The sequence below is a fragment of the Pantoea sp. GD03673 genome (genome assembly GCF_029844725.1).
In the GTDB taxonomy this organism is placed as follows: Bacteria; Pseudomonadota; Gammaproteobacteria; order Enterobacterales; family Enterobacteriaceae; genus Pantoea.
Genome location: NZ_JAOCKJ010000008.1, coordinates 1 through 13,358 on the forward strand (window position 1 = coordinate 1; position 13,358 = coordinate 13,358).

The window sequence follows — 13,358 nt, forward strand, 5'->3', positions numbered from 1 at the left end:
CAGCAACAAAAAAGGGCCGGATAACCGGCCCTTTTTAACGCTCACTGCTTACGCAAGATAGAGCGTGCGAAGCGTCTGCGGTACTGCATCATCGGCATTTGAACCAATCACATCCAGCGCCGGCAGCGTATCTTTCAACCGCTGATGGGCGTTCTGCATGATATAGCCTTTACCCGCCATGCTCAGCATTTCCACATCATTCATACCGTCGCCAAAGGCGATGCAGCTTTCCAGCGAGTGACCAAGCTGTTTCGCGACCGCTTCCAGCGCATGCCCTTTCGACACGCCGCCCGCCATCACTTCCAGACAGGTAGGCAAGGAGAAGCTGACGTTAACCCGATCGCCCCAGCGCGCTTCAATCGCCTGCTCCATCGGGATCAGATGCTCCGGATTTTCACAGGTGAAGAAAACCTTGCTGATGTTACTGGCTGGCAGCAGACCCGGTTCATAGACCTGATAGTTGAACACCGACTCGCGGAAGTAGTCCTGCTCAGCCGGGCTTGAACGGCTGACAAACCACTCATCGTCACGGTAAATGTGCGTCAGAATATCGCTGTGATGATATTGCAGGCCAGCCAGGTCGCTGGCGATATCCTCATCCAGATTATGGCTGAACACCAGCTCACCTTCTGCGTTGTGTACGCGCGCGCCGTTCGAGGTGATCATATAGGCCGGAATCGCCAGGCTGTCGCGCATCTGTCCGACATCGATATGATGACGCCCGGTCGCGAAAATGAAGTGAATATCTTTTGCGACCAGCTGCTGCAGCGTTTCACGCGCAAAAGGGGTCAGACGATGTTCGGGAGAAAGCAGCGTGCCATCCAGATCGGATGCAACGATGTGATACATGAAAACCTCGGGTATCTGGTTCTGCCGGTCTTCACCGGCCGGATAAATAACGTCAGTGATGCGATGAAAAAAAGTCGACCACTGCATTGAGTGCTTCGGCACGCATCTCATCTTTTTCAAACAGGATCTCATGACGCGCACCGTCGATCACCCGTGGCGTATTGCCTTCACACGGATGACCCGCCGCAGCCATCGCGGCACAAAACAGGTCCTGCGAACGATTGTCGACCACCCGGTCGTCGCTGGCCTGTAACAGCAGCAGCGGCGTGGTGATTTTATCAACCTGACTGATGATGTTGCGCCCCGCATGGATGCCTTCGCGTACCCAGTGATAGGTCGGCCCGCCCACGCGAATCGCCGGATCGTCCGCATAAAACCGCAGGCTCCGCCGGTAACGCTCGGCGCTGTGCGTCAGCCGGTTAATGCCAAACGGATGCGCGCGCCAGCGTCCGGTGCCGAGGGCATAGCCATCGCGCAAGGCCGGACGCTTCTCTGCCCAGTCCAGAATCCGGTGGGCCAGAAAAGAGGGTAACGGTAAGGCGATGCCAAACATCGGTGCCACAAGGGCAACCGCATGAAACGCCTGCGGCTGACGTGCCAGAAACAGCGTTAAGATTGCGCCGCCCATTGAATGAGCCAGCGCATAGCGCTGCTGGTAGTGGCCGCTGACAATCTCTTTCAGATAGAGCGTTTCAAGATCGTCAACGTAATGGGTAAATTCCGCCACGTGACCACGGTGTGAATCTTCCAGCAGGCGATCGGAACGTCCCTGACCCCGATGGTCCAGGATCACCACATCAAATCCACAGTGAAACAGATCGTATGCCAGCTCAGGATATTTTATGTAACTCTCGATGCGTCCCGGCACAATCAGAATCACACGCTTGTGTTGCGGCGATGTGAAGCGGACATAACGCAGCGTCAGATTGCCGACGCCGGTAAACTCAAGCTCCTCACGACTGTGCCAGAAGTCGAGCAGCGGCCCGGTGGCGAACGCAGCAAAGGCTTTTTCTCGTCGCAGCCAACTGGCTTTGTGTGGATTCATTCGCCCTCCTGATGACCGGATCCAGAGTCCTGAACGCCATGCGCAGGCCGTAGCGCCGCGCTTATTTCTGGCGTATTGTGTCACAAATCCGCGATTAAAGAGAGCCTGACCCATGACCATCGAATGGTGGCTGACCTACCTGCTTACCACCACAATTCTCAGCCTGTCGCCTGGTTCGGGCGCAATTAACACCATGAGTACCGGTATCAGCCACGGTTATCGCGGCACGGTGGCCTCGATCTCAGGTCTGCAGGTCGGACTGGCCTTGCATATCGTGCTGGTCGGTATCGGGCTGGGGGCGCTTTTTTCGCAGTCGCTGCTGGCGTTTGAAATTCTCAAATGGGCTGGCGCGGCCTATCTGGTCTGGCTGGGTATTCAGCAGTGGCGCTCAGCGGGTGGCATCGATCTGGATGCCGTTGCCAAAGCCATGCCGCGTCGTCGCCTGTTCAAACGTGCCGTGCTGGTTAATCTGACCAACCCGAAAAGCATTGTCTTTCTGGCTGCCCTGTTCCCGCAGTTTATCCAGCCGCATCAGCCGCTGTTTATGCAGTATCTGGTACTGGGTGTGACCACCGTGGTGGTCGATATCATCGTGATGATTGGCTACGCCACGCTGGCAACGCGGATTGCTGGCTGGATTAAAGGACCCAGACAGATGAAGTTAATGAACCGCATTTTCGGCGGGCTGTTTATGGCGGTGGGCGCACTGCTGGCCAGCGCCAGAAAAATCGCCTGAGACCTTACGCGCCGGCACTCTGGGGTCGGCGCAAACACGCCCTGCCTAATCCCCTCTTCGCTATTTCTGCCATGGCGCAGACAGCGGCACTGCCCGCAACACGACGATGCCCGGTTTGACCGCATGTACTCCCTGAACGGCGCATCGACAACGCTGCGATGAGCGGCCAGCGAAGAGGCGTTTCTGAACCACAACCGGCCATCATGCCGGACCGCTATTCCGGTATGCGTGACATCCAGCCCCTGAGCGGAGGTGTAAACCCCGACGTAATCGCCGGTCTGGATCTGTGCCAGCACCGTTGGTGTGATCGCCCGCGCCGGAATGTAGGTCACGCGGCGGGAAATCACTCCCAGACCGGGCACCTGCTCTTTTCCTCTGGCCTGATGATTGAGTTGCTTCACCACCGTCACCGCATCCGGGCTGAGGGTCCCGGTCACATCATCGGCATTACGCGGGTTCACGGCGAACCAGTCGGAAAAAAAGTGGCGACGCTTCAGGTAGCTCATCTCACCATCCGCGTAGCGGGTGCGAATCAGGTTAGCCTGAAAGCTGACACGGTCATGGCTGCGGCTTAGCGCCTGGACGTAATCAAGCAGCGTGAAACAATCCACACCGCTGAAATTGATCACCAGCGCTTCCGGGGTATCAGGCGAGCCGATCAGCGTATCCGCCTGGTAAGGTGTGCCAAGAAACGCGGCCGAGATCTGACTGATTCTTTCGCCCTGCGGCTGCACTGAAAGGGGAGTCTGCGCCAGAATAGCCGACACCTTATCCCCTTTCGCGGGTTTCGGGACGCGGTAGTGGGCAGCATCCGGCGAGGCGCAGGCGCTGATACAGGCCATGATAAATAACAGGAACAGGTGTTTTACTCGCATCATTCTCTCCATGAAAAAATAGTCCGTCGACACGACCATACCGGAGGTGATGGTTTCATTAATTAACGAATGGTGACTGTTTAGCTGCAGTTGCAATAGCAAGGCATTAACAGGTGCAGATTGTGACAGCCGTCACAATGACGAAGTTCAGAGAGAGGCGACAGGAAATGACGTTTCTGCCGGATGCGCAACGCGCGATCCGGCAGCAAAGGCAAAGACAGAGCTTAACGCGAAATAATCAGGTGGATACCGAACCCGGCAAACAGGACACCGGCCATGCCATCGACCCACTTCGCCAGCCGCTGATATTTAGCGCGGATCCACGGCAGCGCAAAGATAGCCGCCACCAGCGTAAACCAGGCGAAGGTTTCACCGACAATTAACAGGAACAGACCCCAGCGCTCCGCCGAGCCGACATCGTCGCCGACAAACAGCGAGAAAACGCTGCCGAAATAGATAATTGCTTTTGGATTCGAGAGGTTGGTGAGCAACCCCTTGAGAAAACTCATGCCGCGTTTCGGCAGCTCTGCCACCGGCTCATCCTGCTGCGGCTGCTGATGACGCTGACGCGCCGAGCGCATTAACTGCCAGCCCATCCACAGCAGATAAAGGCCACCACCGACCATGATAATTTGATGCAGCCACGCCATTTTTTCCAGGATCAGATGCAGCCCCATCAGCGCCACACCCGCCCAGACCACAATACCCAGCGTGATGCCGAGTACACCCATCATCGCCTCTTTGCGCGAACGACTGGCGGCGGTTTGTGACACGAAAAAGAAATCGGGACCGGGGCTCATCAGCGCCACCAGATGCACCAGCGCCACAGTGGCAAATAATATCAGCATAATCAGTGTCCTTTATTCTTCATCATCAAGATGCTCTTTGATCATCACCAGGAAAGGTTTGCCAAAGCGCTCCAGTTTACGGTGGCCCACGCCGTTGACGCTGAGCATCTCCGACGCGCTGACCGGCATCTGTTCTGCCATCTCTATCAGTGTGGCGTCGTTGAACACCACGTAAGGCGGAATATTCTCTTCGTCGGCGATCGCTTTTCGCAGCTTACGCAGCTTGGCAAACAGTTTGCGATCGTAGTTGCCACCGTGAAACTTCGCCGGACCGCTGCTTTTTGTCTTTGCCGTGATTAAACGCGGAACCGCCAGCATTAGTGGCACCTCACCGCGCAGCACCGGCCGGGCCGCTTCGGTCAGTTGCAGTGCAGAATGCATAGCGATGTTCTGCGTCACCAGCCCCAGATGAATTAACTGACGTAACACGCTGACCCAGTGTTCATGGCTCTGATCTTTGCCCAGCCCATAGACCGGCAGCTTGTCATGTCCCTGTTCACGGATGCGTTGGTTATTGGAGCCGCGCAGCACTTCAACGATGTAGCCCATGCCAAAACGCTGACCCACGCGATAGATGCCGGAGAGCGCTTTTTGTGCTTCCACAAGGCCGTCGTAACGCTTGGGTGGGTCGAGACAGATATCGCAGTTGTCGCACGGCTGCTGGCGACCCTCGCCAAAGTAGTTCAGCAACACCAGGCGGCGACAAGTCTGTGCTTCAGCAAACGCGCCCATTGCGTTGAGCTTGTGGCGCTCAATGTCCTGCAGCGGCCCCGGAACTTTCTCTTCCAGACATTTACGCAGCCAGGCCATATCGGCCGGATCGTAAAGCATCATCGCTTCGGCGGGCAGACCATCACGACCGGCTCGCCCGGTTTCCTGATAATAGGACTCGATGTTGCGCGGAATATCGAAGTGGACCACAAAACGGACGTTGGGCTTGTTGATGCCCATGCCAAAAGCCACGGTCGCCACGACGATTTGCAGATCGTCACGCTGGAACGCTTCCTGCACGCGGGCGCGCTGTTCGCTGTCGATTCCGGCATGGTATGCCCCGACGCTGAACCCACGGCTTTGCAGTCGCGCAGCGGTGTCTTCCACCTTCGCCCGGCTGTTGCAGTAGATAATGCCGCACTTGCCGCGCTGATCCTGAACATAGCGCAGCAGCTGATCGGTGGGTTTGAATTTTTCCACCAGCGTGTAACGGATATTGGGGCGGTCAAAGCTGCTGATCTGAATCAGCGGATCCTGCATGTGCAGCAGGTTAACGATGTCGTTGCGGGTGGTTTCATCCGCTGTCGCCGTCAGCGCCATTACCGGTAATTCCGGGAAGCGCTCACGCAACCGGCCCAGCGCACCATATTCCGGGCGGAAGTCGTGGCCCCACTGAGAAATACAGTGCGCCTCATCCACCGCCAGCATTGCGGGTTGCCAGTGCGCCAGACTTTCCAGGAAGTTATCCATCATCAGGCGTTCAGGGGCGATATAGAGCAGCTTTACCCGGCCGGTGCGGCAGTCAGCCATCACCGTCTGCTGCTGATCGCGCGTCATGGTGGAGTTCAGATACGCTGCCGCCACGCCGTTCGCCAGCAGCTGATCGACCTGATCTTTCATCAGCGAGATCAGCGGCGACACCACCAGTGTCAGCCCTTCGCGCACCAGCGCCGGGATCTGATAACAGAGCGATTTACCGCCGCCGGTGGGCATGACCACCAGACAATCGCGCCCGCTCAGCGCCTGATTGATGATCGTCTGCTGACCGGGACGAAACTGCTGGTAGCCGAAGGTATCCTGCAATACCTGGTGAGCCAGCGCTTCCTGATTAAGAACTGCCGAGGTTGCCACGCGATTCCTGTCTTACGTTAGGGATTAGAACAAGTCGTTAAGGGTTACACCCACACCCAGACGCGTCTGGCGATGGTTGTAATCGATCAGTGATTCACCGTAGCCGCTAAATACCTGAGTATAGAAGCGAACGTGCTCACTGATAGGGTAGCTCCAGGCCATCGTCGCGCCGCCATAACCGCTGTTCCAGTTATAGTTGCCCTCTACGCTGAAGATACTGTCGCCGAGCTTATAGCCCAGCCGCGTGCGGTAGTAACCCATATATTTGGTGATATCAGGATTATCATCGCTGCTCGCCCCTTCAGGGATGCGATACCAGGGTTTGATCTCTGCCAGGAAGTTTCCGTTCTCTGCCATCAGGCGTGCATACACACGGTTCCAGCTGCGCGAAGTGGGGTCACTTCGTCCGTTGGACTGGTGATTCAGACCCAGTTCGACATCACGCAGCGTCCAGCCACCCAGCGAATAGTCGGTTGCCCAGCCGAGAAAAACCTGCGGCTCATAGTTGGTCTCACGGAAAGGTGATGACTCAGCACTATTCGACAGCTGCCACCAGGAACGCTGGGTGTAAGAAGCGGCCAGCACGGAGTTGTCGCCCAGAATACCGCGCCACAGCGGAAACGCCAGGCTGAGCTGGAATTTCACTTCATCTTTGCGGGCATTTTCTCCCCAGTTATAAGAGGAGATCGCCTCTTTGTTGAGGTCGCTGGTGTAGGTGTAGAGCAGATAGTTGTTCTCGTAAGGATAGAGAACAAACGGGTTATCATGCTTCTCCAGCAGGTTAGCAATGATGCTGCCCTGAACCTGTGGCGCGTCATGAACCTCTTTAATCCGGGCTTCATCCGCCTGCGCCAGCGCAGGAAATATCAACATTGCCGCCAGCAAGGCGCGATGCTTACGCATAAAATTCTCCGGTGAGCAGCTGCGTATCAGAATAACTGAAAGGGTGTTGTAAAAAGCAGGCCATTCTACACGCAAATGGCAGTGAGCATGAGTGCTGATTTCTTAAACTGGAAACACCCTCGCAGGCGGCATAGAATACACAACTCGTTTATGTTACGCGCCCCTCTGGCCCGATTTTTTCAGGACACATCATCATGTCATCACCCGTGCTGACACCGCAGGACGCTCGCCAGCTGGTCGGCGAAATTTTCGTTTATCACATGCCGTTTAATCAGGCGCTGGGCCTGGAGCTGATGCGCCTTGACGCTGACTACGCTGAAATCAGCTTCAATAATAAAACCATGCTGGTGGGCAACCAGGCGCAGCAGATTCTGCACGGTGGCGTTATTGCGTCGGTCCTGGATGTAGCGGCAGGCATGGTCTGCGTCAGCAACGCGTTAACCCGCCAGGAGAGCATCAGCGAAGCGGAACTGCGCCAGCGCCTGTCACGTATGGGCACCATTGATATGCGCGTCGACTATCTGCGTCCCGGACGCGGCGAGCGCTTCACCGCGACCAGCAGCCTGTTGCGCGCCGGTAACAAAGTCGCCGTGGCCCGCGTAGAGCTGCACAATCAGCAGGGCGACTATATTGCTACGGCCACCGCCACCTATCTTATCGGCTAACTCCGGCATCTGGATCTCATATGGATACGCAACAAACCCGCCAGGGCATTGGCTTTGCACTGGGCGCTTACTTTATCTGGGGCATTGCGCCCGCTTATTTCAAGCTGGTGAAACAGGTTCCCGCGACGGAAATCATGACGCACCGGGTAATCTGGTCTGCGCTGTTTATGCTGGTGCTGATTACACTGAGCCGCAGCTGGCCCGGCGTTAAGCGCGTATTGCGCCAGCCGCGCAAAGTGCTGTTACTGGCGATAACGGCGCTGACGATTGGCGGTAACTGGCTGCTGTTTATCTGGGCGGTCAACAATCAGCATATGCTGGAAGCCAGCCTGGGCTACTTTATCAACCCGCTGATCAATGTGGTGTTCGGCATGCTGTTTCTGCGCGAACGTTTTCGCCGCCTGCAGTGGCTGGCCGTGCTGCTGGCCACCGTCGGCGTACTGGTGCAGCTCTGGCAGTTTGGATCACTACCGGTTATCGCGCTGGGCCTGGCCCTGAGCTTTGCCGTTTATGGTCTGATGCGCAAAAAAATTCAGGTCGATGCACAAAGCGGCATGCTGATTGAGACCCTGTGGCTGTTTCCGCTGGCGGCGATTTATCTGTTTGGCTTTGCCGACAGCGCCACCAGTCATTTAACGGCGAATCCGCTGAGTCTCAACCTGAAGCTGATTGCAGCGGGCATCGTCACCACCATTCCACTGATGCTGTTTGCGGCGGCCTGCACCCGGCTGCGTCTCTCCACAGTCGGCTTCTTTCAGTATCTCGGCCCGACCCTGATGTTTATCCTGGCGGTGGCGTTTTATGGCGAAACCATCACGCCAGACAAGATGGTCACGTTTGGCTTTATCTGGCTGGCGCTGCTGGTGTTTATCTGCGATGCGGTGGCGTTTTCATTCCGCTCCCGGGCGCGCGTAGCGTGAAATAAAGCGCGCTAAAGCCGGGCCGGTCAGCAGGATGGTAAAGAGACGCAACGTCTGCATCGCCATCACAAACGCCATGTTAACCTGGGTTCCTGCAGCAATAATCGCCACCGTGTCCAGTCCACCCGGACTGGTGGCGAGATAGGCCGTCATCAGGTCGATATCCAGCATTTGCGTCAGCATCCACGCCAGCCCGCCACACAACAGCATCAGCCCGAAGATCGAGGCGAGCATCTGCGGCAGCGTGCGCAGTGCCAGCAGAAAAATCGGGCGGGTAAAGCGTAATCCCACGCTCCAGCCAATCAGCGCATAGGCCACGGCCAGCAGCCATTCCGGCACCTGCAATACCGCAATGTCGCTGCTGTTCAGCACGGCACCTGCCAGCGCAGGCAGCAGCAATGCACCGGAAGGAATACGCAGTCGGGTACCCAGCCATGCGCCCGTCAGCATCACCACCAGGGTAATCGCAAAGCCGCGATTCAGCGCGGGAAACCAGAGCAGCGAGACGCTGTGCGCCTCATCTCCCAGTCCGATTCGCGCCACCAGCGCGGCGGCAGAAGCGACAAACAGCACCCGCAGATACTGCATGAATGCCACCAGCCGCACGTCAGCACCAAAGTCGCCCGCCATCGCCACCATGGCTGATGCCCCGCCCGGCGACGATCCCCATGCGCCGGTCGGACCTGGCAGATGACTGAAGCGCACCAGCAGAAAACCGGACAAGCCGCTGGCCGCCAGCGTCAGCAGCAGCACCGCCAGCACGATTGGCCAGTCCTGAATCAGCGGTGTCAGAATGGAAGGCGACAGGCTCTGCGCAATCATGCAACCCAGTACGGCCTGAGCAAGCAGGAAGAACCGTTTATCAATGCGCAGCGTGGCACCCGACAGCCCCATCACCACGCCCACAATCATCGGTCCCAGTAACAGCGCAGCAGGCACATGAAAATAGTGCAGCACCGCGCCCAGCAATACTGAGATCAGCAGCAGCAGCGTCCACTGCACGCGCAACGAAAAAGCGTCCATAAGAAGTTAATTATTTGTAAAAACAGGAGAGTCAGATTACGCAGAAATGGAAGCGGGGGCCAGCAGAACAGAAACGGCTGACCCTGCGTGTTGCGGCTGGCGATGAAATCGCGCAGGCACAGGTCATGCGTCAGACAGGCCATCAATGATGGCCTGTGGCTTTTTTACAGCCAGTTTTTGCGTTTGAAGTAGAGATAAGGTGCCAGTCCGGCCAGAATCATCAGCCCGATGGCCGCTGGATAACCAAAGCTCCACTTCAGTTCCGGCATAAATTCAAAGTTCATCCCGTAGCTGGAGGCCACCAGCGTCGGCGGCAGAAACACCACGGAGACCACCGAGAAGATCTTAATGATGCGGTTCTGCTCGATGTTGATAAAGCCCATCGCCGCCTGCATCAGGAAGTTGACCTTCTGAAACAGCGATTCGTTATGCGGCAGCAGCGACTCGATATCGCGCAGAATTTCCCGCGCCTGCTCCAGCTGATTTCCCGGCAGACGGGCTTTACGCACCAGGAAGTTCAGCGCACGCTGGGTATCCATCAGACAGAGACGCACCTTCCAGCCGATATCTTCCAGTTCCGCTAAGCGTGACAGCGCCTGATCGTACTCTTCGCCCTGCTGACCTTCCATGATAACCCGGCTGAGTTTCTCCAGCGCGCTGTAGATGTTCTCGATCTCGTCCGCCAGCTGTTCAATTTTGGTTTCAAACAGGTCGAGCAGGAGTTCAAAGGCGTTGCCATCGATCAGGACCTGGTTACGGGCGCGCATACGATAGAGGCGGAAAGCGGGCAGTTCGCGTTCGCGCAGCGTGTAGAGGCGGCCTTCACGGATGGTGAATGCCACGGTGGAGTTACCGGCGTGATCGTCAGCATCTTCATAGAAAAAGAAGGAGTGGATGTGCAGACCATCTTCATCTTCAAAGAAACGTGCCGAGGCTTCGATATCTTCCAGCTCAGGCCGTGTTGCCAGGCTCTGACCCAGCTCCGTTTGCACCCGGTCACGCTCGCCCTCTTCCGGCTCGATCAGATCGACCCAGACGGAGGTGGTGAGTTTGTCGTTTTCGTCTTCCAGCTCCAGTCGCGTCAGGCGGCTGTGATCCAGTTTAAATGCGCTCAGCATAGCAATACTCCCCATTGCAGACTTAATGGGACAAAGCGGTCGGCCATTCCTCTGTAAGGAACGGGCAGCCTGAACACGGAAACAGAGTTTCAAAGATAAATCAGTGCTGACTCGCGCGACGGAATCAAAAAGGGAGGTCGCTGATAACCGCTAAGGCTACCCGCGTAAAGAGGTAGCCTTAGATGTTATGCCTGATATCCAGGTCATTGAGCCAGCATCGACTGGGCGTGTCCAAGGCATTGTCCTCTCATGATAATAGTGGGCGCATGTTACGCTGAGACGAAAAAGCCGTCAACCGCGCACTAAAGCGTTTCCAGCTTCGCGTAAGCCGCCACCAGCCACTTGATTCCCTGCCCCTGAAACGCCACCTGCAGACGGCTGTGCTCACCGCTGCCTTCCAGATTAATGATGGTGCCTTCGCCAAATTTTGCATGATGAACACGCTGGCCCAGCGCGAATCCGCTGTCATTTTTGGTCACCGGTGCCCCCATCCGCTGATGGTTGACCGGACGACTGACGCTGGCGCGCAGCCGCACTTCTTCAATGCACGTTTCGGGCAGCTCACCGATAAAACGGGAAGGCCGGTGATACACTTCCTTACCATAGAGTCGGCGGGTTTCCGCGTAGGTGAGCGTCAGTTTCAGCATCGCACGGGTGACACCAACGTATGCGAGACGACGCTCCTCTTCCAGTCTGCCACCTTCATCCAGCGACATCTGGCTTGGAAACATTCCTTCTTCCATGCCGACAATAAAGACCTGACTGAACTCCAGCCCTTTTGCCGAGTGCAGCGTCATCAGCTGAACCGCATCCTGCCACTTGTCTGCCTGACCTTCGCCCGCTTCCAGAGCAGCATGGGATAAAAAGGCCTGCAGCGGCATCAGATCTTCATCTTCATCCTGATAGCTGAACTGACGCGTTGCCGTCACCAGCTCCTCAAGGTTTTCGATACGTGCCTGGCCTTTCTCGCCTTTTTCCTGCTCATACATCAGCCACAGGCCGGAGTCTTTGATAACACGGTCGGTCTGAACATGCAGCGGCAAATCGGCGGTTTCGGTCGCCAGTGAATCGACCAGCTCACAGAAGCGTTGCAGCGCCGACGCGGCACGGCCAGCCAGCGCACGGCTTTGCAACAGTTCACGCGTAGCCTGCCACAATGTCATCTGACGTTCACGGGCGGTCTGACGCACCACGTCGAGCGTGCGATCGCCCACGCCGCGCGTTGGGGTATTCACCACACGCTCAAACGCTGCGTCGTCATTGCGGTTTGCCATCAGACGCAGGTAGGAGAGCGCATCTTTGATCTCCTGACGTTCGAAGAAGCGCATGCCGCCATAAATACGGTACGGCATGCTGCTCTGCAGCAGCGCCTCTTCCAGCACGCGTGACTGGGCGTTGCTGCGATAGAGAATGGCGCAGTCGTTGAGTGCCCCGCCGTTTTCCATCCAGACTTTAATGCGGTTCACGACAAAGCGTGCTTCATCCAGCTCATTAAAGGCGCAGTAGATGGAGATGGGTTCGCCATCGCTGCCTTCGGTCCAGAGCTCTTTACCCAGACGGCCATTGTTGTTGGCGATCAGGGCGTTGGCGGCTTTCAGGATGTTATTAGTCGAGCGATAGTTCTGTTCCAGACGGATTGTTTCCGCGCCGGGAAAATCCTGCAGGAAGCGCTGAATATTCTCGACCTGCGCCCCGCGCCAGCCGTAGATCGACTGGTCATCATCGCCCACGATGATCACCCGGCCGCTGTCGCCCGCCAGCATCCGAATCCAGGCGTACTGAATGTTGTTGGTATCCTGGAACTCATCCACCAGCACGTTGGTAAAGCGTTCACGGTAGTGATTAAGGATGTGCGGCTTATTCAGCCATAACTCATGGGCACGCAGCAGCAGTTCAGCAAAGTCCACTAAGCCGGCACGATCACAGGCTTCCTGATAGGCCTGATAGATGCGCAGCCAGGTCTGCTCGATCGGATTGCCGTAGCTTTCAATGTGCTTTGGCCGCAGGCCTTCATCTTTTTTGCCGTTGATGTACCACATGCCCTGACGCGCAGGCCACTGTTTATCATCAAGGTTCATCGATTTGATCAGGCGTTTAAGCAGACGCAGCTGGTCTTCACTGTCGAGGATCTGAAAATCCTGCGGCAGACCGGCGTCCAGATGGTGGGCGCGCAGTAAGCGGTGCGCCAGACCGTGGAAAGTCCCTATCCACATCCCGCCCTGACTGGTGCCGATCAGATGCTCGATGCGGTGACGCATCTCTGCTGCCGCTTTGTTGGTAAAGGTCACCGCCATAATCGAATAGGGTGAGCAGTTCTCCACCGACATCAGCCAGGCAATGCGATGCACCAGCACCCGCGTTTTACCACTGCCCGCGCCTGCCAGCACCAGCAGGTTACTGCGCGGAGCCGCAACGGCAGCGCGCTGATTGTCATTTAAACCATCGAGCAGTTCAGAAACGTCCATAAGCACCGGTTACCAAAGAAAAAACGCCGTCGTCGCGCTGTTTATTCCGCCTGCCCTGACGCATGTCCG

11 protein-coding genes and 1 pseudogene are annotated in these 13,358 nt (G+C 56.8%); 3 read left to right on the forward strand and 9 right to left on the reverse strand.

The genetic code is table 11. The features are described 5' to 3' along the window. Positions 1-48 precede the first annotated feature (48 nt). Both yigL and pldB read right to left on the reverse strand, forming a co-directional pair. Positions 49-849, reverse strand: coding sequence for a sugar/pyridoxal phosphate phosphatase YigL (gene yigL, locus N5J69_RS16225; RefSeq protein ID WP_279771818.1), 801 nt, complete (start codon positions 847-849; stop codon positions 49-51). Between the two features lie 52 nt (positions 850-901). Next, positions 902-1,894, reverse strand: coding sequence for a lysophospholipase L2 (gene pldB, locus N5J69_RS16230; protein WP_279771629.1), 993 nt, complete (start codon positions 1,892-1,894; stop codon positions 902-904). Between the two features lie 112 nt (positions 1,895-2,006). Between pldB and rhtB the strand changes: the two genes are divergently transcribed. Beyond that, positions 2,007-2,630, forward strand: a complete 624-nt coding sequence (gene rhtB, locus N5J69_RS16235; protein WP_279771630.1) for a homoserine/homoserine lactone efflux protein — start codon at positions 2,007-2,009, stop codon at positions 2,628-2,630. Positions 2,631-2,690: 60 nt separating this feature from the next. Here the strand turns inward: rhtB and N5J69_RS16240 are convergent. From N5J69_RS16240 to pldA, 4 genes and pseudogenes are all read right to left on the reverse strand, one after another. Further along, positions 2,691-3,505 (reverse strand): annotated as a pseudogene (locus N5J69_RS16240) (DUF1460 domain-containing protein). Between the two features lie 224 nt (positions 3,506-3,729). Then, entirely contained in the window at positions 3,730-4,353 is a 624-nt protein-coding gene (gene rhtC / locus N5J69_RS16245) for a threonine export protein RhtC (protein WP_279771631.1), read from the reverse strand. A gap of 12 nt (positions 4,354-4,365) precedes the next feature. After that, positions 4,366-6,195 carry an ATP-dependent DNA helicase RecQ gene (recQ, locus tag N5J69_RS16250; RefSeq protein WP_279771632.1) on the reverse strand — a complete coding sequence of 610 codons (1,830 nt, stop codon included), beginning with the start codon at positions 6,193-6,195 and terminating at the stop codon, positions 4,366-4,368. Positions 6,196-6,219: 24 nt separating this feature from the next. Then, positions 6,220-7,098, reverse strand: a complete 879-nt coding sequence (gene pldA, locus N5J69_RS16255) for a phospholipase A (protein WP_279771633.1) — start codon at positions 7,096-7,098, stop codon at positions 6,220-6,222. A gap of 194 nt (positions 7,099-7,292) precedes the next feature. Between pldA and N5J69_RS16260 the strand changes: the two genes are divergently transcribed. Both N5J69_RS16260 and rarD read left to right on the forward strand, forming a co-directional pair. Continuing rightward, the gene (locus N5J69_RS16260) at positions 7,293-7,763 is read left to right on the forward strand and encodes a thioesterase family protein (protein ID WP_279771634.1); all 471 of its coding nucleotides are present in this window, start codon (positions 7,293-7,295) and stop codon (positions 7,761-7,763) included. A 20-nt stretch (positions 7,764-7,783) separates the two neighbouring features. After that, on the forward strand, positions 7,784-8,683 hold the full coding sequence (gene rarD, locus N5J69_RS16265) for an EamA family transporter RarD (protein WP_279771635.1): 900 nt from the start codon (positions 7,784-7,786) through the stop codon (positions 8,681-8,683). Here rarD and N5J69_RS16270 read toward each other — a convergent pair. The 3 genes from N5J69_RS16270 to uvrD form a co-directional block, all read right to left on the reverse strand. Then, the gene (locus N5J69_RS16270) at positions 8,654-9,706 is read right to left on the reverse strand and encodes an AbrB family transcriptional regulator (RefSeq protein ID WP_279771636.1); all 1,053 of its coding nucleotides are present in this window, start codon (positions 9,704-9,706) and stop codon (positions 8,654-8,656) included. The two genes, rarD and N5J69_RS16270, sit on opposite strands and share 30 nt — an antisense overlap. A gap of 164 nt (positions 9,707-9,870) precedes the next feature. After that, complete coding sequence (gene corA / locus N5J69_RS16275; protein WP_279771637.1) at positions 9,871-10,824, reverse strand: magnesium/cobalt transporter CorA; 954 nt, start codon at positions 10,822-10,824, stop codon at positions 9,871-9,873. 302 nt (positions 10,825-11,126) lie between these two features. Next, on the reverse strand, positions 11,127-13,289 hold the full coding sequence (gene uvrD, locus N5J69_RS16280) for a DNA helicase II (protein WP_013359691.1): 2,163 nt from the start codon (positions 13,287-13,289) through the stop codon (positions 11,127-11,129). Positions 13,290-13,358: the final 69 nt, after the last annotated feature.